A 19,080-nucleotide genomic window follows, 5' to 3' on the forward strand; every position below is an offset into this window, starting at 1 on the left:
GCGGCACCTTCAACGGAATTGCGCCACGCGTTTCGTCGTCTCGGGATCGAGAAAGCCTTTGACCGTCGCCGCGGTTTCCGCGCGCATCGCCGCCGCGAGCCCCGCCCCATCATGGCGCGCCAAAATGCGTCGGAGATCGCTCACCCGGTCGCGCGGCAAGGCCGCCAGACGTTTTGCGAGACCGGTCGCTTCGGGCATCAGCGCCGCATCGGCCACGACATCGCGTAGAAGCCCCCAGGATTTCGCCTGGTCGGCATCGAATTTTTCGCCGAGCAGGATCATTTCGCGCGCCCGCTGCAGACCGACGAGGCGCGGCAGGAGCTCGGTGACGCCACCGGTGACGAAGACGCCGAGCGCGATCTCGGGAAAGAAGAAGCGTGTGCCTTGCGCGGCAAGCGCAAAGTCGCAATTGATCACCCATTCGAGGCCGCCACCCACTGCCCAGCCATGAATGGCGCCGACGACCGGCCGCTTGCCCAGCACCATGGCGCGGGTGACGTCCTGGATACGCTCGATGTAAGCGGTGGTGCCCGTCTCGTCCGAGGCTTGCGAGCTGAATTCCTTGAGATCGTCACCGGCGCAAAAGGCGCGGCCCTCGCCGGTGAGCAGGATCGCGCCCACCCGCTCATCCTTATTGGCGGCGTCGAGCGCCGCGATGAGATCGTCAAGCAGCTCCGGCACGATGGCATTCAGCCGATGCGGCCGGTTGAGCGAGATCTTCTGCACGCCCTCGCTTAGATAGTCGCTGAGAACCGTCTTGCTCATGATCTGTCTTTCCTGATGACCCGGCGTGTCTTGCCCTCGCTGCGCGGCAGGCTGTTGAAGGGAGAGAGCGTCACCCGCGCCGAGACGCCGATATCCTGCTTGATGCGCCGCTCGATTTCGGCCACCAGCCCTTCGGTCTGCGCCGCACCCAGTGCAAGCTCGGCCTCGACCGGCAGCAGGTCGTAAGGTCCGCTTCCCTCGAGCACGATCCGGTATTCGCCCGACAGCGACGGAAACTGATGGAGGACCGCCGCCACCTGGGTCGGGAAGGCATTGATGCCGCGCACCACCACCATGTCGTCAGAGCGCCCGACGACACGGAAGCGCGGCGCGGTGCGGCCGCAGCGCGCTTTGCCGGTGCCGGTGAGAAGGATGATGTCGCCGGTGCGGAAGCGCACCAGCGGCTGGCATTGCCGGCTCAGATGAGTCAGCACCAGCTCGCCGCGCTGGCCCTCCTGCCAGGCAAGCACCGCGCCCGTGGCCGGATCGATCAGTTCCGGTTGCAGGACATCGAGCGCCATGAAATGCAGGTCGTTGTCGACCTCGCTCTGGCCGGCGAAATTGCAGAAGACGTCGGTCACGCCATAATTGGAATTACGCACCGAAAAACCCCAGACGGTTTCGAGCCGCTGCCGGAATTCCGGGTCGTCGAGCCCGGCCTCGCCGCCGAACAGCCCCAGCCTGAGGCCGAGATCGCGGGGCTTCAGCTCCGGATAGTGCTCGGCGATGACCTGCTCCAATACCGCCGGATAGGAGGGCGTGCAGGAGATCGCGGTGATGCCGAGCTCCTTGATCGTGCGCACCAGGAGCTGGGTGTCGCCGACGCCGAAGGGCACCACGGTGGCGCCCGTCGCCTCGAGGGTCGCATGGTCGGTGAAGCCGCCCATCCACAGGCGGTAATTGAGGCAGTGGACGACCCGGTGGCCGGGGCCGAGGCCGGCCGCCGCCTGGGCGCGCCCGCCGATCACCGCCGTCTCATGGGCGTCCCGGGCCGAGAGCGCCAGATTCATCGCCGTGCCGGTGGTGCCGGAGGTCCGGTGGATGCGGGCGACCGCCGTTTCAGGCGCCGCCAGATAATCGCCGAAAGGCGGGGTATCGCGCTGGCTCCGGCGCAGCATCTCCTTGTCGATGAGGGGCAGCTCGGCAAGGCCGGCGAGGCGCGCTGGTGGCCGTTTCCCGCCCCAGGCGCGCCGATGCAGCGCCGACAACGCCTGGACATAGGCGGACTGGCCCTCCCACAGGCGCTGCCGGTGGGCGGCCAGCTCGATGAGATCGGCATAATCCGCCCGCTCGATCAGCATGTCATTTATCCATTAAAATGATTCTGATATCATTTCCATTAAAGGTGAATCATGTCAATCTGTCCCAATGGACAATGAGGCCCCCGACCCCCTGATTTTCGCCGCCACCCTGCTGGCCGTGGCCCGGGACGGCGCGGCGCGCAAGACCGACCGCACCCGCGCCCGCCTCCTTGCCGCTCTGGCCCGCGAGCTGGGCTCGGGTCTCACCCGGCACGATCTCAAGGTGGCCGAGGTGACGAGGACGGCCGGCCTCGCCCATGGCACCTTTTACCGTTATTTCCCCGACATGCCGGCAGCGGTCGAAACCCTGATCGAGGAATTCTCGCACTTCGTGCAGATGCATCTCGTTGCGGCACGGACCGGCACCGAGACGGATTCGCGCGAGCGGGTGAAGGCGGCGACACTCGTCTTCGCCCGCCTGTTCCGCCGCAATGCCGGGCTGATGCGCTGCCTGATCGGTCTCGCGGCCGAGGAAACCGCCTTTGCCCGCGCCTATCGCCGGCTCAACCGCGACTGGTATGGCCGCGTCGCCGGCGCCATCGCCAGGGATCGTGAGGACGGCCGGCCAAGTGAGGAGCACCTCCCCGCGGCCTATGCGCTGGGCGGCATGATCGACGAGTTCCTGGCGCAGATCTATCTCCGCCGCGAGCCGGCGCTGGCGCATCTGGCCAATGACGAAGAAAGGATCGCCGGGATCCTCACCGACCTGTGGTGCTTTGGTGCCTATGGCGGGAAGGGATAGTCAGGCACACACGCCGAAGCCCGCAACCCATTCGCCTTCCTTGACCAGCAGATGCGTACCGATCCACATGATGACGCCGGAAGCGGGCGCCAAAAGATCACACTGATCTTGTCCGAAGAGATCCTTCATCCGCGCCAATGGCCGGCCAGCGCAAACGCGATCCCCACTTTTGACGAGCGGATAGAATAGCCCTGAAGCCGGCGCGACCAGGAACCGGTAATCCTGCAAGACGATCGACTCCGACGGCGCCACTCCTTGTGCGCCATCGATCATTCCGAGATGGCGGGCGATATTGAGGACGCCGGTCACGTGAAAGGCGACATCCTCCGCATTCAGCATCGGAAACCTTCCAGCTTCCGATACGACCGCGGGGATACTCCTGTTCGCCAGCGCCGTGCAGGAACGGCCAGGACGCGAAAGCCAATCGGCCGGTATCCGAAACATCACGTCCGGGTGAAAACACCTGGCGAGCTCCTCGTTGCGCGAGGAGAGGCCGCCGTCGCGGGTTTCCTGATAGACCACATATTGGATGAGGTCTTCGCCGGTATCTCCGCCATGCATGTCGACCACGGCATCGGCGCCCTCCGCCCACTCGCTCACCAGCGCGTGCGCCAGCGCATCGGAAAACGTGCCTTCGGCATTTCCGGGATAGAGCCAGTGCATGTTCTTTCCATCAACCGGACTCGCGGCCTGATGCTCGAAGGCTCCGGCGATATTGACCACGGGGAGAATGGAGACGCGACCACGCAGCTCCTTCGCCTTGACGATGGCGGCGATCTGATAGGCAGCCTCGACGCTCGACGCCTCATTGACATGAACGCCGGCCATGACACAGAGCCGGGGCCCCGGCAATTGACCGACGACCTCGAGCAAGGGCCAGCGATATCCGGACAGACCGGGATTGGCGAAAGTGACATGGCCGTGTCGTAATCCCGGCTCGTTCATCGCTTCGTTCCAGCATATCTGCATGGAAGTCTCTCTCCTTCGGATTTTCACGCCTGTCAGGCCCGCATCAGGCTCAAGGCGTTTTCGAGATCGTCAATGAGATCGCGTGGATTTTCCAGGCCTATGTGAAGCCGCACGACACTGCCTCTCGCCGGCCAGGGCTCCGCCGTCCTGACGGGGTCGGCCGGATAGATCAGGCTTTCATACCCACCCCAGGACGCGCCGATGCCGAACAGCTTCAGCGAATCGTAGAGCAGCGCGATCCGCGCTTTGTATTTTTCATCCAGGACGATCGAGAACAGGCCGGAGGCGCCGGCGAAATCGCGCACCCAGATCTCATGACCCGGCGAGCTCTCCAGGGGCGGATAGAGCACTCTGGTGACCAGCGGATGTTTCTCGAGCCACCGGGCGACCGCCATCGCCGACTCCTGATGGCGCGACAACCGCACGGCCAAGGTCCGCAGGCCGCGCTGCGCGAGATAGGCTTCATCAGGACCGATACATTGGCCGAGATGACGCGCCGCCGCCTCGATCGCGGGCCATGCGTCTTTCGAAGCCGCCACTGAGCCCGCGAGCGCGTCGGAATGCCCGACGACATATTTCGTTGCCGCCTGGATCGATACATCGGCGCCAAAGTCCAGTGGCCGGAAGAAAACAGGCGAAGCCCAAGTATTGTCGGCCAGGATCTTGATGCCGCGCGCCCGGGCGGCCTTCGCAATGGCGGGAAGGTCCTGCATCTCGAAAGTCTGCGATCCCGGGGACTCGACGAAGATCAGTCGGGTGGTGTCGTCGAAGTAGTTTTCGATATTCGCCACGGCGGGCGGATAATAGATCGTCTTCACCTGGATCTTGGGGAGATGGCTGTCACAGAAGATCCGGGTCGCCCCATACACGCTGTCGGCTACGAGGATTGAATCGCCGGGACGCACAAAGGCCAGGATGGATGTCGCGATCGCCGCGAGCCCGGAAGGAAACAGCGCGCAGCCCGCACCGCCTTCGAGTTCGGCGATGGCATCGGCGAGACACCAGGTCGTCGGCGTGCCGTTTCTTCCATAATAGAGACGGCGTTCCTTGCTCTGCCTGATCTCGAAGATCTGCGCATAATTCTCGAATAACACCGTCGAGGCGCGATAGATTGGTGGATTGACGATATTGTGCGCGGCATCGGCCCGGCCGGCCCGCACGACTTGCGTGGACGCTTTCATTTCCCTGCGGTGATCCCGCGCGAGCTGATGTCCATGATCGATTGGACATCGCTCAGATCATTGTAGAGATGGAAAGAAAAGCGGATCATGCCGCGCCTGACGGAGAAGCGCACGCCGCCGCGCTTCAGCGCCAAAGCGAGCGACGACAGTTTTTCGTCGACCAGCTGATTGTCCGCGATGTCCGACCTCATGCCGAGGGACACGATATGTGACCGGGCCTCACCGGGTGTCCCTGCGCGAACGGAATAGCCAAGTGTCTGGAACGCCTTTGAAAGCGCACGCGCCAGACCAATGACGTGCATTTCGATGATCCGGGGCCCGACCGCGATCAATTGCGTCAACGCCACCTGTAAAGACGCCAGCGATACCCAGTTCGGTGTCCCGAGATGAAAGCGTGCTGATCCCGCAGCGAAGGTGACGCCATCCGCCAATGTCTGAACATGCAACAACTGATTGGCGAGTCCGGTGGACGATATGTAGATCGGCCGGATGCGCTCGGACCATTGCTGCGAACAATAGAGAAAGCCGCAACCAGGAAGGCCGAGCAGGCCCTTGCCGGAGGGTGCGCAGAGAGCCCCGACCGGCGACTTCCGGACGTCGATTTCCAGGAGACCAGCGCTCTGCGCGGCATCGACGAGCAGGAATATCCCGCGCTCCCGGCAGCGCAGGCTCAGATCCTCCAGATTGCAGCACAGGCCCGGCAGGAAGCTGACATGAGAGACGACGATCATGCGGGTCGACGTATCGACGAGCAGCTCCAGCGCCGTGAAATCCAGACGGACGCCATCGGCAGCGACCGCCGATCTGATCTCGATGCCCCTGCTCCTGAGGCCGAGGACGCAGGCCAGTGCCGCCTGGTGCTCGATGCCCGGACAGACGATCACATTGTCGCCTTGCGCCCAAGGGAATCCATGCAGGATTGCGTTGAGGCCTTCCGAGACATTCCGGGTAATGGCGATCTCGTCCGCTTCGGCACCGATGAGCTGTGCAAACAACGAGCGGACATTCTGGAAAATCTCGGCGCGGGCGGCATGTCTCTGCTCGCCCTTCGTTTGATACTCCATCTCGACAACCGCGGCTTCCAAGGCGGCAATCGAGAGCAGGCCTTGGGAAGCGCAATCGGCATAGAGAGGTGCGCCAGCGAACTCCCGCCTAGCATGCTGCAAAGCGGTGGCGCCGACGACTCCCGGAGCCGTGGCGCCCTGATCCGCCAAGGGCTGCGAACTAGTCATGGTCGAAGCGGCCATCCAAACGGAAAACCCTGGATGTATTGCGCTCAAAATTCGTGGCGCCAGTGCCGTGCACATTGAGAGCGACGGCGATCTCGGATGTGGGATTGACCAAGGTATGGATATTGGGACGCTGCGGGCTTACCGACCAGACATCCCCCGGATGATGATAGACGCTGCGTCTGGGGATAGCGACGTCGCCAATCGCCGGGTCCGCTTCGTAATGCGTCTCGAGCAGCACGCCGGCGATCATCCCCGACACATCCCAATATTCGTGGTCATGGATGGGCGTGTTTTGTTTCGGCGCCCAGATCGTCGCCAGAATGGTGAAGCTGCCGTCTTCGGCACTCCACAGCGGAATCTTTCGCCGTTCATTCGGATCCGGCTCGATCCTGTCGTCGGCAAGCAGGCTTCCCGGCTCCAGGAACGACGCGATCTCGCGACCGATGGCTGCGAGCGAGCCTTCGCTCCAGCCGAAAGAATCCATTTTCTCATCCCGCAGCTGTGTGAGCTTCTGCGCGAGACTGTCGATATTGCTCATATTATCCTCGTCAATTTGATATCCTTGTTCGCGTCGCCTTGGGTGAGGCCGCCGAGCACCACCCTGCGGCCTTCCTCGACATGCGCGGCGGCAAGCTCCACCGCCCGTTCCGGCTCGTTCCCGCCAATGGCTTCGATGAGATCGCGATGCCCCTGGAAGGTGCGGCCGGTGCGCCGCCTTTCGAACCAGGCGTAGCGCAGGATGCGCTCCATCCGGTCCAGCATGGTGATGGTGATCTCCTCCAGATATTTGTTGCCGGTTGCGACCGCGATGGCGGCGTGGATTTCACGGTTGGCCGCAATCAGCGCCTCCTCATCGGCGGTCTCATCGGCATAGATCTGATCGAGTCGCTGCAGGTAGGCCGTGTCGATGCGGCCAGCCGCCAGGCGTGCGGTGGCCGGTTCGATGATGGCGCGCAGATCATAGAGCTGCACGACATCGCCAAGACTGATATTCGTGATGAGATAGCCACGTCGTGGCAGGGCCTTGATCAGGCCGCTCTGATTCAATTGCGCCAGCGCATAGCGGACGGGCGCCTTGCCGATCCCGTAGCGGCTGGCCAGTTGCGCCTCGCTGATCTGGCTGCCGGGCAACAATGAGCAGGTGATGATGTCCTGCCGGATCAGTTGCAGCGCATTCTCGCCCAGATGGGGCTTGTCGATTGTCATCACCAGCGATCTCCTGTGTCGAACGGGCCGGGGGGAAGATTCCGGAGAAGCAAGCCTGCTCCTCCGGAATGATCTTACTTGCTGATTACATCCATGAAGCGCTTCTGCAATTCGTCCTGATGCGCGGCGATCCACGCCCAGTCGGGAACCGCTTGCCGCGCCCAGTTCTCCGGCGTCGACGCACGGAACGGACGGTCCGCCTCCGGCACCTGCGCCGCAGCCTCCTTGTTCGGCGTGTCATAGACAACCGCCTTGCTGAAGGCCAGATGAGCCGACGGGTTGAGGATGAAGAAGTCGAAGAACTTCATGGCGGCCTCCTTGTTCGGCGCATTTTTTGCGATCGACCAGATACCCGGATCCCGGATGGCCTGATTGAAGGTGAACGAGACGGGCGCCCCCTCCTTCATCAACGCGACGGCGCGCCCCGACCACATGATGGACATGTCGGCTTCACCGGAACGCATCAGATTCTGGCTCTGATCGCCGGTCTTCCACCAGGAGACGATATTGGGCTTGAGCTCCTCCAGTTTCTTGGCGGCCCGCTCGACATCCAATGGAAACAGCTTGTCGACCGGAACACCATCCGCCATCAGCGCCAGCATCATCATCCAGCTTTCGGCGCCATTATCCATCAGAGCCCGGCTGCCCGGAAACTCCTTCACATTGAAGAAGTCCGCCCAGTCTTTCGGCTGGTGATCCTTCGGATACTTCTCGGTGTTCCAGGCCATCACGCCGGCGCCGGAGATCTGGACGATGCCATTCTCCGAGCAGGTGCCCGGCAAGCCGTGTTTCTCGATATTGGGCAGCTTTGCGCAGTCGATCTTCATAAGCATGTCCGCGAATTTGATCGATTCGTCCGGGCTCGAATTGACGATATCCCATTCGACCTTGCCGGCCTCCTGCATCGCCTTCAGCTTCGCCCACTGCTCGTTGGAGCCGGACGATATCGCGATGACCTTGATGCCGGTCTCTTTGGTGAAGGGCTCGAAGAAATTCTCCTTGAGCGCCTTTTCGAAGATGCCGCCCGGCGTAACCACGACGAGCTCCTCGGCGCGGGACTCGATGGGGCCGGTGAGCAGCGCGGCAGCTGCCAGCAGGCCATAGACACTTTTCCAGATGCGCATGTTACCCTCTATTCCTTCTGTTGCGATGGGATACGCTTCATTCGATTCTGCAAGATGGTGATGACCGCCAGGAGCAGAATGGTTCCGACGGTTATCGTCGTCGCCACCGCCGCGAGCACCGGTGAGACGCTGAAATCGATGTCCTCGAACATCTTCCGCGGCAACGTCTTGCCCTGCGTGTCGGATATGAAGAAAGAGACGACGGCCTCATCGAAGGACACGAGGAATGAGAAGATCGCGCCGATGACGATTGACGGCGAAAGCAATGGCAGCGTCACATGGATGAAGGTCTGCAGCCTGGTTGCGCCAAGGCCGCGCGCGGCGGTTTCGAGAGTTCTGTCATAGGCATGGAGCTGCGAGCTGATGCACAGATAGGCGAAGGGCGTGGCCAGAATCGTATGAGCGACCACGAAGCCCAGAAACGTTCCCGTCAGGCCGACCGCGGAAAACAGCTTGTAGAAAGCGAGCGCACTGACGATGCCGGGGACGACGGTCGGTGAAAGCAGCACCAGGCGGAGTGATTCCTTGAGCCGTGGATTGCTCACTCTTTCGAGACCGAACGCCGTGCTGAGGCTGATGGCCGCGGCGATTACGGCAGCCACGATGGCGATCTTCAGGCTGAACAGCGTCGCCGATTGCCAGTCGGCGTCGGAGAAATAGAGCCGATACCAGTCGAAGGTGAAGCCGCGCGGCGGGAAGCGCAGATACGGGTCGGTCCCAAATGACATGAAGGCAATGAGAAGGCTGGGCAGGACCAGGAATGCCAATACGGCCCAGGCGATGCATTGGACGAGACGGGACACTTTCAAGCGGCGCTCCCTTGTCTTTTGTCCATATGGCGCAGGCGGGAGAGCATCGCCAGGCAGACCGTCGCCGTGGCGAGCAGCACCACCGACATCGCAGCGCCTTGCGCCCAGTTCAGATTCTCGCTGATCTCGCGGCCGATGAGAGTGGCCACCATCATGCTCGCGGGTCCGCCAACCAGCGACGGCACCACGAAGAAGCCGGTGGACAGGACGAATACGAGCGTGAAGCCCGCGATGACACCCGGCAGGCATAAAGGCAACGTGACATGAATGAAGATCCGCAGCCCGGTCGCGCCGAGACCGCGCGCCGCCGTCGGGAGTTCGCGGGGGATGGAGGCGAGATTGGTGTAAAGCGGCAGCACGACATAGGGCAGGAGGACATGCACCATGACGGTGATCACCGCGCCCTTGCTGTACATGAAGCGCAGCGGCTGATCGATGAGTCCCAATGTGAGCAGGAGATCGTTCAGGACGCCGCGATATTGGAGCACCACCGTCCAGGCATAGGTGCGCAGCAATACGCTGGTCCATAGCGGGACCATCACGCACGCACCGATAGCGGCGGCGCCGATGGCGGATGATCTCGACATCAGATAGGCGACCGGGAAGCCGAGCGCCGTGCAGATGGCGCCGACCAGGGCGCTCATCCACAAAGTCCGCCACAGCACGGAAAGATAGGTCATGTCGAGAAGGGTCGAGAAATGGGCGGTTGAGAGGCCCCCATCGACCACACTGAGCGACAGAAAATCGAAGAGCGGCACGAAATAGAGCGCCACATAGAGGACGAGCGCGGGCGCCAGCAACAGCAAGGCCACCAGAGCCCGGCGGTTTCCGAGCGCCAGCCGGAGCGGTCTGCCGGACGATACAATGCTTGCTGCGGTCATCACGCGCGTCCGTCGGCGGGATAGATGAAGGCGCTGGTTTCGTCCCACTGCAGCGATACGGCGTCGCCCTGGGCGGCATGACTGCCGGCAGACAAGGCCCGGCTGAGATAGATGGCGCCGGAGGCGTGGCGCACGATGCGCGTCGTTGTCCCGCCGGTAAACTGGACATCGATGAGAGTGCCGCTCACCCGAGAATCTGGTTTGCTATTGAGGCTCACGGCTTCTGGACGGACGGCGATCTCGACCTTGGCGCCGAGAGCGATGCTCTTTCCCTCCGGCAGTTGCCCGGCCAGCACCTTTCCGCCATCGAGCTTCACCTGCCCCTTGCGGCCGGCAGTGGCGATGAGCTGACCTGGAAAGAAGTTATTGTCGCCGACAAAGTCCGCGACGAAGCGAGAGGATGGCCGATCATAAAGCTCACGCGGTGTCGCAAACTGGCTGAGCCCGCCCTGGTTGATGACGGCGACCCTGTCGGAAAGACTGAGCGCCTCGTCTTGATCATGGGTGACGAAGACGACGGTGATCCCCAATTCGCGTTGGATCTGCTTGATCTCGATCTGCATCTCCTCGCGCAGCTTCTTGTCGAGCGCGCCCAAGGGCTCATCCATCAGGAGAAGCGCCGGCTGAAAGACGATGGCGCGCGCCAGCGCGACGCGCTGCTGCTGTCCGCCGGACAGCTGATGCGGCAGCCTCTCCCCGAGGGCCGACAGGCGCATCCGCTCCAGCGCATTGGCGACCATGGGACCGCGCTTCGCCTTCTCGATGCCGCGCATCTTGAGCGGAAAGGCGATATTTTCGGCCGCGGTCATATGCGGGAAAAGCGCGTATTTCTGGAACACATGCCCGAAGTTGCGCCGGTGCGGCGGGATATCTGTCAGGCGCTCGCCGCCGAGAAACAGTTCCCCCGAATCAGGCTGTTCGAAGCCGGCTATGATCATCAGGAGAGTCGACTTGCCCGACCCGCTTGGGCCCAGCAGGGACACGAATTCACCGGCGGAAATGCCGAGAGTGACATCGTCCACCGCCACGGCCTGACCAAATTTCTTGCTGACCGCCTCAACGCGCATCTCCCGTCCGGCCACCCTGGCCGTTCGGTCATCGGCAAGCCTCAACTGCTGCTCTCTCATTCGGTCGTTCCGCCCTGATATTTTTTCTAACATATCAAGTGACATGTCAGAGTCAATAGGGCGTGTTTAGAGAACAGCGTCAGAGGAGGAAGCGCGGGACGAAACCCGGCGTATCGCGTTCAGAAGGAGAAGCGCTTGCCGACCGCCAGCGGCACCAGGACCTTGTCGCCGAACTCATTGGCGAGCGCGGTGACGGCGCGCCAGCCGGTGCAGTGACCGGCCGCGATGACCGTGAGGCCGAATTCGCGCAGCGCCGCCACCGTCTCCGGGATGATCCGCTCGTTGGTGCCGGACAGATGAAGTCCGCCCGCCACCGCATAGAGCGGCACGTCGAGAAACGACGCTTTGGCCTGTTTCAGCACATTGATGACACCGGCATGCGAACAGGCGGTGAAGACGATGAGCCCCTTGCCTTTGACATTGAGCGCGACGAAGCGCTCATCCATGATCAACTCGTCGAGCTCCCATCCCTGCCCGTCCGCCATGCGCCGGTGCTGGCCGGGAAGTCCGCGCTCGAAAGGCGTGACGCGCGCGATCTCGCCGCTCACATAGGCCATCCCACCGAACAGCGTTTGCGCCTCGGCCGTAATGACGACATCGGCGCCGTGAAGGCTGAGCGCTTCCACACCCGGCACGTCTTCCATGATGAGCATCTGGCCGTCCGGCCGCTTCATCGCGCGGGTGCGGAACATGTCGGGATGCGCGTAATAGGGCACGCGCTTGCCGCCATTGCGGTCGCGGATGATCTGCAGCGCCTTGAGCATGGCGCCGCCATGGTCCCAATGGCCATGCGACAGCACGATCGCCTCGACCGCGCCAAGATCGGCGCCGAGCCGCGAGACATTCTGCTCGAAGACGCGGTCTTCAGGCCCGGTATCGAACAACAACGTCTTCGTTTCGTCGCCACGGCGCGCCGTGATCAGGCAGGAGAGCCCATGCGCCGCGCAGCACAGGCAGCTGCCGCTCAAGACCCAATGACCGTGCCGGCGCCGGCCGAGTCCGGCGAACTCCGTTTCGGCGAAGGAGGGCACCGAGGACAGGCTGTCGGTGACATTGTCGACCAGGATATGGATTTCGACGCTGTCGACGGGATCGAGCCGGGTCATGACCGCCCTCCTCCTGCGCTCTTCAAGCGAAGCGCGCTTTCGATCTCTCGCGCGCCTTGATCGCCTCGATCTCGCGGTTGCGAGGCGGCGCCTGCGTTTCGAGCGCGAAGATGAGCCTGCGTGCCGCTTCCGTCACTTCCACGACGGCGCGATCGAAGGCCGCTTCGTTGGCTTTCGACGGCTTGCCGAAACCTGAAAGCTTGCGCACGAACTGGACCGCCGAGGCGCGGATCTCGTCGTCGCTGGCCGGCGGCTCGAAATTGAACAAAGTGCGGATGTTCCGGCACATCGGCGCCTCCTTCGAAGAAAATTCTCAGCGCTCAATATAAGCGGCCGCGCCCGCGCCGGCATCATTTTTTCTTCTTCTTCGCCTTGCTCTGATTGAACGCGATGGCGGCGCGCACCAGGTCCTTGAGCGCCCGCTCGTCGACCACATCGCCTTCGAACAGATCGATGGCCCGCCAGACCTTGCCGTCGAGCCCGGCATTGAAGAGTTTGTCGGGATCGGCAAGGCTGGCGCCTTGCGAGAAGGTGAGCTTGACCTTGTCCTTATGCGCATTGCCGACCGCGATCATGCCGTCGCGCGACCACACCGGGCTTCCCATCCACTTCCAGTCTTCCGTGATCTCAGGGTCGGCCGCGAGGATGCTCTTGCGGACTTTGGCGAGCGTCTTGCCGCGCCAGTCCGTGAGCTTGGCGATCAGCTGGTCGATCTGTTCCGTTGCTGTGCTCATCCATCACCCTTCGATCAGCTTCCAGCCATTGCCGGAAGGGTCGCGGAAGCCGGCATCAACGCGACCGTAACGCTCGACCGGCTCTTGCGTGAATTCCACGCCAGGCACCTGCAGTCGCTTATAGGCGGCGCGGCAATCATCGACCATCAGAACCAACGGCGGCATGGCGCCCTTGGCAACCATCTCACGCAAGGTCTGCGCCGTCGCCGCGTCATGCAAGGGCGGTCCGGGCGTGAACAGGCCAAGCTGGAAGGACGGTTGCTCCGGATGTTTCACCGTGAGCCAGCGGAACGGGCCATTGCTCATATCGGCATGGACCTCGAATCCGAGCTTGCCGACATAAAAGGCGAGCGCCTCATCCTGATCGCGAACATATATACCAACGACATCGATACCTTGGCTCATAGGACCTCCATTTCTTCGGGGCCCTCCGTATCACCCTCGGCCCGCCGTCGCTTCTCCGAAACTGCTATTGTGAGGCCGGGACGCCCGGCGGCGCGCAGGAGGCATTCCGGCACCAGCTCACGCTGATGCGGCGTCGCCTGCTCGCGCTCCCGGACCGCGGCGGGATTGTCGCCCGTGACGTTGCGGAACGTCCGCCCGAAAGTGCCGAGACTGTTCCAGCCGGTCTGGAAGGCGATCTCGGTGATCGGCAGATCCGTCTCCCGCAACAGCGCCATGGCCCGCTCGATGCGCCTGGTGAGCAGGTAGCGATGCGGCGGGACACCGAAAGCCTCCTTGAAGGAGCGCGCGAAATGCGCCGCCGACGTGCCGCTCGCTTCCGCCAGCCGCCGGACCGGCCATTCCTCCTGCGAGGCGCCATCCATCCGGTCCTTGGCGCGCAGCAGGCGTCGCAGCAGTTCCGGATCCTGACCCATTTGTCTTCCTCTGGAGAATAGTGATTTCGGATGGCAGTATAGGTGAAACCCTAGCCTCTGCCCAAGCTCAGGAAATCGCCATGCCGGTACCGGATGCAACCCCCGTCACCATCGATGTCGCCGGCGAAGGCCAGGTTTCCGGCCTCCTGCTGAAGTCGAAAGATGCCCGCGCTTTTTATGTCTTCGCCCATGGCGCCGGCGCCGGCATGACACATGCATCGATGGCGGCGATCGCCAATGGCCTGGCCGAGCGCGGCATCGCCAGTCTGCGCTATCAGTTTCTTTACATGGAGCGTAAATCGAAGCGCCCTGACCCGCCGAAGCTCGCGCAGGCCGCGGTCCGCGCGGCAATCACCGAAGCCCGGCGTCTCGCGCCCAAGCTGCCGCTTTTCGCCGGCGGCAAATCTTTCGGCGGGCGCATGACATCGGGGGCGCAGGCCGCAAGCCCGCTAGAGGATGTGCGTGGTCTCACCTTCTTGGGATTCCCGCTGCACCCCGCGGGCAAGCCCGCGCGTGATCGTGCCGATCATCTGAGCAATGTCCAGATTCCGATGCTGTTCCTGCAAGGCACCCGCGATGCGCTGGCCGAGCTCGACGAGCTTCAACCGGTGATCAAGAGCCTCGGCAAGCGCGCCACGCTGAAGCTCTATGATCCCGCCGATCATTCCTTCCATGTCCCGGCGAAGAGCGGCCGCAAGGATCCGGAAGTGCTGAACGAGATCCTGGACGATTTTGCGGCTTGGGTCGACAAAGTGATCGCGTCATGACCTATGACGAGGTGCGGACGATGGTGCTGGCTTGGCCCGGCGTCGAGGACGGCACCTCTTACGGCGCGCCGTCGCTCAAGATCAAAGGCAAGTTCTTCACTCGCCTGAAGGAGGATGGCGACAGCCTCGTCATCAAGGATGTCGATCCCGACGAGCGCGATATGCTGATGGAGGCCGAGCCCGACATCTTCTACGTCACCGATCACTACAAGGGCTGGCCGATGGTGTTGATGCGCCTCTCCAGGGCGCATCCCGATCAGGTGAAGGCGCTGCTGCTGCGCTCCTGGAAGGCCACCGCGCCGAAGCGGCTGGTGAAGGAATTCGCGCAGAAATCATAGGCTTGATCGCCAGTACAGTTCCTGGCCTAGCCCCTGCCCCGCGACTTCGGTTTATTGCCGCTCCCTGCCGATCTAGGAGTACAGGCTATGAGTCCGGATATAGACGACCACTGTGAGACCCGACTGCTGCAGCGGCTGCTTTCTGTCGTGCTGCCCGTACGCGCAAGACATCGCCGGCGCCGCGTTTCGGCGCGTGACGTTGGCGCATTAAACAATCACCTGCTGCGCGATATTGGTCTCGACCGCATCCACGTCCGGGAGCGACGAAAATAGGCCGTCAACGCGTATGCACATGCGCGTCCTTGAGGAGCTGCAAGGCCGCGCCATGCGCTTCCGCCACCCAGGCCGCCATGCCGCGCGGATCAGGCGGGAATTCGAGCTCGATCGAGGCGGCGCCGACGAAACCTGTCTCGCGGATGGCGGCGAGATAGTCGGCGAACGGCGTGTTGCCGCGCCCGGGCGGCATGTCGCCATGGTTGGTGCCGTCGCAGTCCGACATATGCACATGGGCGACGCGGCCTTTCAGCCTTTTGGCGACCTCGACCGGCGGGATGCGCATCAGCCAGAAATGCGAGATGTCGATCGTCGCCTTCACATTGGCGAGTCCGACCTCGTCGAGGAAACGCTCCATCGTGTCAAGCGAGTTGATGAAGGAGAATTCGAACGGCAGCAGCTCGATGGCGAGCTCACGCTTGCGCGTTGCCGCATGGGCGCCGACCTGCCGCGTCGCATCGACGACTGCGTCCCACTCCCCCTTGGCCGGAATGAGCTTCTTCTGGAACATATATTCGCCGGGCACGAAGCAGAGATTGCGGGTGGTCGGCATGTCGGCGGCCAGATCGACGACATTCTTGGCCCGCTCGATATGATAGCCGCGGATCGCCGGATTGAAGTCGCTCAGACCTAAGCAGGTGCAGACGAGCGAAACGACCGGCAGCCCGGTCGACAGATTTTCGTCGATATAGGCTTGGCGCTCCGCCTTGGAGAGCTTGCCCGGATCGAATCCGACAAAGAGATCGAGGCTTTCGAAACCGATCCGCTTCGCCTCCTCGCGCCCGCGCCTGCCCTCATACTCCGTGCCGAACCAGGCCGAGTCGATCAAACCGAGTGTCCAACTTCCATTCTGCGGCATAGAGCACCTCCCGCGCCATCTTCACCGACTTTGCGCGAGATGCCAACCCCGAAGCGCAGCCCTACTCCGCCGCCACCTTTGCCGCCGGATTGTTCGGATGAGTCGTCCAGTTGGCGTATTTGGGATCGATCTTCTTGCCGGTGCGCGGATCGGTGCCTTTGGTCATCTGCACCATGGTGATGCATTGCTCGACCGGACAGACTTCGACGCAGAGATTGCAGGCGACACATTCGGCGTCGATCACCTCGAAATGGCGCTTGCCGTTCTTGGGCGCGTTCGAAATCGCCTGGTGTGACGTGTCCTCGCAGGCGGCGTAGCAGCGCCCGCACTGGATGCATTTGTCCTGGTCGATCTGCGCCTTGGCGATGTAATTGAGATTGAGATATTGCCAGTCGGTGACATTGGGCACCGCCTTGCCGACGAGCTCATCGAGATGTTGGAAACCCCGCTCGTCCATCCAGTTCTCAAGCCCTGAAGTCATCTCCTCGACGATCTTGAAGCCATAGGTCATGGCGGCGGTGCAGACCTGCGCCGTGCCGGCGCCGAGCAGGATGAATTCCAGCGCGTCGCGCCAGGTGGTGATGCCGCCGATGCCCGAGATCGGCATGCCCTTCGTCTCGGCGTCGCGCGCGATCTCCGACACCATCGACAGTGCGATCGGCTTCACCGCCGGGCCGCAATAGCCGCCATGCGTGCCCTTGCCGTCGATCGTCGGCTCCGGCGCGAAGCTGTCGAGATTGACGCTCATGATCGAATTGATCGTATTGATCAACGACACGGCATCGGCGCCGCCCTTTCTCGCGGCGCGGGCGGGCTTCCGGACATCGGTGATGTTGGGCGTGAGCTTCACGATCACCGGCATGCGCGTATGGGCCTTGCACCAGCGCGCCACCATTTCGATATATTCCGGCACCTGGCCCACCGCCGAGCCCATGCCGCGTTCCGACATGCCATGCGGGCAGCCGAAGTTCAGTTCGACGCCGTCGCAGTCCGTCTCCTCGACGCGTTTCAAGATCGCCGCCCAGTTCGGCTCCTCGCAGGGCACCATCAGGGAAACGACCATAGCGCGATCCGGCCAGTCGCGTTTGACGCGTTTGATCTCGTCGAGATTGGTCTGCAACGGCCGGTCGGTGATGAGTTCGATATTGTTAAGGCCGAGAAGCCGGCGGTCGCCCGAATGAATGGCGCCATAGCGCGGCCCGTTCACATTGACGATATGCGGATCCTCGCCCAGCGTCTTCCATACGACGCCGCCCCAGCCCGCCTTGAAGGCGCGGACCACGTTATATTCCTTGTCCGTCGGCGGCGCCGAGGCGAGCCAGAACGGGTTCGGCGACTTTATGCCGACGAAATTGCTGCGAAGGTCTGCCATGGGGGTTCTCCTTAGGCTGACAAATGGAGATGGATCGCTTCGGCGGCGCGCCGGCCGTCATCGACCGCGGCGACGGTGAGATCCTGGCCGCCCGCCGCGCAGTCGCCACCCGCCCAGACATCGGCGAGATTGGTGCGCCGTGAAGCGTCGACCTTGATGCGTCCGCCGTCAAGCACGATCGCATCCTGCATCGGATCGGCCACGAAAGTCTGGCCGATCGCCTTGAAGATCATGTCGGCGGAGAGCTTGAAGGTCTCGCCGGTGCCGGTGAGCTTGCCCTTCTTCTCTTCCGTATATTCGCATTCGAGGCCGACCGCCTTGCCGTCCTTGACGATGACCTTCTTCGGCATCACCCAATGTTTGATCTTGACGCCCTTGGTCTGCGCCAGATCCTGCTCGAAGTCCGAGGCCTTCATCTGGTCGGCGCCGCGGCGATAGAGGATGGTGACATCCTCGGCGCCCAGGAGCTTCGACTGCACCGCTATGTCGATGGCGGTCATGCCGCCGCCGATGACCAGCACCTGGCGCCCGACCGGCAATTTGCCGAGGTCCTTCGCCTGTCGCAGCTCGGCGATATAATCGACCGCGTCCTCGACGCCGGCGCTTTCCTCATGGCGGGTGTTGAGCGCATTGACGCCCTGCAGCCCCATGCCGAGAAACACCGCGTCATAGTCCTTGCGCAAGGTCTCGAGCTTGATCTGCTTGCCCAGCGCCTTGCCGTGCTCGATGTCGATGCCGCCGATGCCGAGGACGAAATCGACCTCCTCCTGCGCAAAGCCGTCGACCGTCTTGTAGGCGGCGATGCCATATTCGTTGAGGCCGCCCGGTTTTTTGCGTGCCTCGAAGATCGTGACGTCATGGCCGTGCAGCGCCAGGCGGTGAGCACAAGCGAGGCCCGCCGGCCCCGCCCCAACGACGGCCACTTTTTTCCCGGTCGCGGGCGCGCGTTGGAAGGGTTGCGCATTGGCGCGCATCAGCGTGTCGGTGGCGTAGCGTTGCAGAAGACCGATCTTGACCGGCTTGCCTTCCGCCTTCTCGCGCACGCAGACTTCTTCGCACAAGGTCTCGGTCGGGCAGACGCGGGCGCACATTCCGCCCAAGATGTTCTGCTCGAAGATCGTTTCGGCCGCGCCCTTGGCATTGCCGGCGCTGATCTGACGGATGAACAGCGGAATGTCGATCGAGGTCGGACAGGCCTGCTGGCAGGGCGCGTCATAGCAGAAGTAGCAGCGGTCGCTTTCGACCAGCGCCTCATGCGCGCTCAACGGCGGATGCAGGTCGGAAAAGTTCTTTGCGTAGGCGTCCTTGCCGAGACGCCGGCCCGTTATGTCGGGATGGCCCATAGGTAGTCTCCTCACGTCCGATCTTCACGCCGGATGCCGGAATATTGAATCAGTTTTCTCATTTGGTCAAATT

The 19,080-nt window shown here is 62.7% G+C and carries 23 protein-coding genes; 4 read left to right on the forward strand and 19 right to left on the reverse strand.

Going from position 1 to position 19,080, the window contains the following annotated elements:
* Positions 1–9: 9 nt before the first annotated feature.
* A complete protein-coding gene (locus JHL16_RS20160; protein ID WP_200186628.1) occupies positions 10–765 on the reverse strand; it encodes an enoyl-CoA hydratase/isomerase family protein in 756 nt (251 codons plus the stop codon).
* Positions 762–2,066, reverse strand: a complete 1,305-nt coding sequence (locus tag JHL16_RS20165) for a phenylacetate--CoA ligase family protein (RefSeq protein ID WP_200186629.1) — start codon at positions 2,064–2,066, stop codon at positions 762–764. Before JHL16_RS20165 ends, JHL16_RS20160 begins: the two co-directional genes overlap by 4 nt.
* Before the next feature lie 67 nt (positions 2,067–2,133).
* Here JHL16_RS20165 and JHL16_RS20170 point away from each other — a divergent pair, with 67 nt between their 5' ends.
* A complete protein-coding gene (locus JHL16_RS20170; RefSeq protein WP_200186630.1) occupies positions 2,134–2,808 on the forward strand; it encodes a TetR/AcrR family transcriptional regulator in 675 nt (224 codons plus the stop codon).
* Here JHL16_RS20170 and JHL16_RS20175 read toward each other — a convergent pair whose 3' ends face one another.
* From JHL16_RS20175 to JHL16_RS20240, 14 genes are all read right to left on the reverse strand, one after another.
* Positions 2,809–3,777 (reverse strand): succinylglutamate desuccinylase/aspartoacylase family protein, encoded by a 969-nt coding sequence (locus tag JHL16_RS20175; protein ID WP_200186631.1) that lies wholly within the window; start codon positions 3,775–3,777, stop codon positions 2,809–2,811.
* A 32-nt stretch (positions 3,778–3,809) separates the two neighbouring features.
* Positions 3,810–4,958, reverse strand: coding sequence for a cystathionine beta-lyase (gene metC / locus JHL16_RS20180; protein WP_200186632.1), 1,149 nt, complete (start codon positions 4,956–4,958; stop codon positions 3,810–3,812).
* Positions 4,955–6,205: an aminotransferase class V-fold PLP-dependent enzyme gene (locus JHL16_RS20185; RefSeq protein WP_200186633.1), complete on the reverse strand. Its 1,251-nt coding sequence runs from the start codon at positions 6,203–6,205 to the stop codon at positions 4,955–4,957. Before JHL16_RS20185 ends, metC begins: the two co-directional genes overlap by 4 nt.
* Positions 6,183–6,728: a cysteine dioxygenase gene (locus JHL16_RS20190; RefSeq protein WP_200186634.1), complete on the reverse strand. Its 546-nt coding sequence runs from the start codon at positions 6,726–6,728 to the stop codon at positions 6,183–6,185. Before JHL16_RS20190 ends, JHL16_RS20185 begins: the two co-directional genes overlap by 23 nt.
* Positions 6,725–7,396, reverse strand: a complete 672-nt coding sequence (locus JHL16_RS20195; RefSeq protein WP_246771102.1) for a GntR family transcriptional regulator — start codon at positions 7,394–7,396, stop codon at positions 6,725–6,727. The genes JHL16_RS20190 and JHL16_RS20195 overlap by 4 nt, the downstream gene beginning before the upstream one ends.
* Before the next feature lie 74 nt (positions 7,397–7,470).
* Entirely contained in the window at positions 7,471–8,520 is a 1,050-nt protein-coding gene (locus tag JHL16_RS20200; protein ID WP_200186636.1) for an ABC transporter substrate-binding protein, read from the reverse strand.
* An 8-nt stretch (positions 8,521–8,528) separates the two neighbouring features.
* On the reverse strand, positions 8,529–9,323 hold the full coding sequence (locus JHL16_RS20205; protein WP_348647261.1) for an ABC transporter permease: 795 nt from the start codon (positions 9,321–9,323) through the stop codon (positions 8,529–8,531).
* A gap of 2 nt (positions 9,324–9,325) precedes the next feature.
* On the reverse strand, positions 9,326–10,210 hold the full coding sequence (locus tag JHL16_RS20210) for an ABC transporter permease (RefSeq protein ID WP_200186638.1): 885 nt from the start codon (positions 10,208–10,210) through the stop codon (positions 9,326–9,328).
* Entirely contained in the window at positions 10,210–11,337 is a 1,128-nt protein-coding gene (locus JHL16_RS20215; RefSeq protein ID WP_200186639.1) for an ABC transporter ATP-binding protein, read from the reverse strand. Before JHL16_RS20215 ends, JHL16_RS20210 begins: the two co-directional genes overlap by 1 nt.
* 119 nt (positions 11,338–11,456) lie before the next feature.
* Entirely contained in the window at positions 11,457–12,443 is a 987-nt protein-coding gene (locus tag JHL16_RS20220) for an MBL fold metallo-hydrolase (protein ID WP_200186640.1), read from the reverse strand.
* Between the two features lie 22 nt (positions 12,444–12,465).
* Positions 12,466–12,732, reverse strand: coding sequence for a DUF2277 domain-containing protein (locus JHL16_RS20225; protein WP_137858904.1), 267 nt, complete (start codon positions 12,730–12,732; stop codon positions 12,466–12,468).
* A 61-nt stretch (positions 12,733–12,793) separates the two neighbouring features.
* The gene (locus tag JHL16_RS20230) at positions 12,794–13,177 is read right to left on the reverse strand and encodes a DUF1801 domain-containing protein (protein WP_200186641.1); all 384 of its coding nucleotides are present in this window, start codon (positions 13,175–13,177) and stop codon (positions 12,794–12,796) included.
* Positions 13,178–13,180: 3 nt separating this feature from the next.
* Entirely contained in the window at positions 13,181–13,582 is a 402-nt protein-coding gene (locus JHL16_RS20235) for a VOC family protein (RefSeq protein ID WP_200186642.1), read from the reverse strand.
* On the reverse strand, positions 13,579–14,055 hold the full coding sequence (locus JHL16_RS20240; RefSeq protein ID WP_200186643.1) for a helix-turn-helix transcriptional regulator: 477 nt from the start codon (positions 14,053–14,055) through the stop codon (positions 13,579–13,581). Before JHL16_RS20240 ends, JHL16_RS20235 begins: the two co-directional genes overlap by 4 nt.
* Before the next feature lie 80 nt (positions 14,056–14,135).
* On the opposite strand from JHL16_RS20240, the gene JHL16_RS20245 reads away from it, so the two are divergent.
* The 3 genes from JHL16_RS20245 (at position 14,136) to JHL16_RS35545 (ending at position 15,433) form a co-directional block, all read left to right on the forward strand.
* Positions 14,136–14,822, forward strand: coding sequence for an alpha/beta hydrolase family protein (locus JHL16_RS20245; RefSeq protein WP_200186644.1), 687 nt, complete (start codon positions 14,136–14,138; stop codon positions 14,820–14,822).
* Entirely contained in the window at positions 14,819–15,160 is a 342-nt protein-coding gene (locus JHL16_RS20250) for an MmcQ/YjbR family DNA-binding protein (protein WP_200186645.1), read from the forward strand. Before JHL16_RS20245 ends, JHL16_RS20250 begins: the two co-directional genes overlap by 4 nt.
* 87 nt (positions 15,161–15,247) lie before the next feature.
* Positions 15,248–15,433: a YjiS-like domain-containing protein gene (locus JHL16_RS35545; protein WP_200186646.1), complete on the forward strand. Its 186-nt coding sequence runs from the start codon at positions 15,248–15,250 to the stop codon at positions 15,431–15,433.
* A gap of 4 nt (positions 15,434–15,437) precedes the next feature.
* On the opposite strand, the gene JHL16_RS20260 is transcribed toward JHL16_RS35545, so the two are convergent.
* The 3 genes from JHL16_RS20260 to JHL16_RS20270 form a co-directional block, all read right to left on the reverse strand.
* Entirely contained in the window at positions 15,438–16,292 is an 855-nt protein-coding gene (locus JHL16_RS20260; RefSeq protein ID WP_200186647.1) for a sugar phosphate isomerase/epimerase family protein, read from the reverse strand.
* A 61-nt stretch (positions 16,293–16,353) separates the two neighbouring features.
* A complete protein-coding gene (preA, locus tag JHL16_RS20265; RefSeq protein WP_200186648.1) occupies positions 16,354–17,664 on the reverse strand; it encodes an NAD-dependent dihydropyrimidine dehydrogenase subunit PreA in 1,311 nt (436 codons plus the stop codon).
* 11 nt (positions 17,665–17,675) lie between these two features.
* On the reverse strand, positions 17,676–19,007 hold the full coding sequence (locus JHL16_RS20270; protein ID WP_200186649.1) for an NAD(P)-dependent oxidoreductase: 1,332 nt from the start codon (positions 19,005–19,007) through the stop codon (positions 17,676–17,678).
* Positions 19,008–19,080: the final 73 nt, after the last annotated feature.

The sequence above is a fragment of the Taklimakanibacter albus genome, assembly GCF_016595235.1.
In the GTDB taxonomy this organism is placed as follows: Bacteria; Pseudomonadota; Alphaproteobacteria; order Rhizobiales; family Aestuariivirgaceae; genus Taklimakanibacter; species Taklimakanibacter albus.

Coding starts and splice junctions, on each gene's coding strand:
- JHL16_RS20160 (WP_200186628.1), bottom strand. CDS start 765: ATGAGCAAGACGGTTCTCAGCGACTATCTAAGCGAGGGCGTGCAGAAG.
- JHL16_RS20165 (WP_200186629.1), bottom strand. CDS start 2,066: ATGCTGATCGAGCGGGCGGATTATGCCGATCTCATCGAGCTGGCCGCC.
- JHL16_RS20170 (WP_200186630.1), top strand. CDS start 2,134: ATGGACAATGAGGCCCCCGACCCCCTGATTTTCGCCGCCACCCTGCTG.
- JHL16_RS20175 (WP_200186631.1), bottom strand. CDS start 3,777: ATGCAGATATGCTGGAACGAAGCGATGAACGAGCCGGGATTACGACAC.
- metC (WP_200186632.1), bottom strand. CDS start 4,958: ATGAAAGCGTCCACGCAAGTCGTGCGGGCCGGCCGGGCCGATGCCGCG.
- JHL16_RS20185 (WP_200186633.1), bottom strand. CDS start 6,205: ATGGCCGCTTCGACCATGACTAGTTCGCAGCCCTTGGCGGATCAGGGC.
- JHL16_RS20190 (WP_200186634.1), bottom strand. CDS start 6,728: ATGAGCAATATCGACAGTCTCGCGCAGAAGCTCACACAGCTGCGGGAT.
- JHL16_RS20195 (WP_246771102.1), bottom strand. CDS start 7,396: ATGACAATCGACAAGCCCCATCTGGGCGAGAATGCGCTGCAACTGATC.
- JHL16_RS20200 (WP_200186636.1), bottom strand. CDS start 8,520: ATGCGCATCTGGAAAAGTGTCTATGGCCTGCTGGCAGCTGCCGCGCTG.
- JHL16_RS20210 (WP_200186638.1), bottom strand. CDS start 10,210: ATGACCGCAGCAAGCATTGTATCGTCCGGCAGACCGCTCCGGCTGGCG.
- JHL16_RS20215 (WP_200186639.1), bottom strand. CDS start 11,337: ATGAGAGAGCAGCAGTTGAGGCTTGCCGATGACCGAACGGCCAGGGTG.
- JHL16_RS20220 (WP_200186640.1), bottom strand. CDS start 12,443: ATGACCCGGCTCGATCCCGTCGACAGCGTCGAAATCCATATCCTGGTC.
- JHL16_RS20225 (WP_137858904.1), bottom strand. CDS start 12,732: ATGTGCCGGAACATCCGCACTTTGTTCAATTTCGAGCCGCCGGCCAGC.
- JHL16_RS20230 (WP_200186641.1), bottom strand. CDS start 13,177: ATGAGCACAGCAACGGAACAGATCGACCAGCTGATCGCCAAGCTCACG.
- JHL16_RS20235 (WP_200186642.1), bottom strand. CDS start 13,582: ATGAGCCAAGGTATCGATGTCGTTGGTATATATGTTCGCGATCAGGAT.
- JHL16_RS20240 (WP_200186643.1), bottom strand. CDS start 14,055: ATGGGTCAGGATCCGGAACTGCTGCGACGCCTGCTGCGCGCCAAGGAC.
- JHL16_RS20245 (WP_200186644.1), top strand. CDS start 14,136: ATGCCGGTACCGGATGCAACCCCCGTCACCATCGATGTCGCCGGCGAA.
- JHL16_RS20250 (WP_200186645.1), top strand. CDS start 14,819: ATGACCTATGACGAGGTGCGGACGATGGTGCTGGCTTGGCCCGGCGTC.
- JHL16_RS35545 (WP_200186646.1), top strand. CDS start 15,248: ATGAGTCCGGATATAGACGACCACTGTGAGACCCGACTGCTGCAGCGG.
- JHL16_RS20260 (WP_200186647.1), bottom strand. CDS start 16,292: ATGCCGCAGAATGGAAGTTGGACACTCGGTTTGATCGACTCGGCCTGG.
- preA (WP_200186648.1), bottom strand. CDS start 17,664: ATGGCAGACCTTCGCAGCAATTTCGTCGGCATAAAGTCGCCGAACCCG.
- JHL16_RS20270 (WP_200186649.1), bottom strand. CDS start 19,007: ATGGGCCATCCCGACATAACGGGCCGGCGTCTCGGCAAGGACGCCTAC.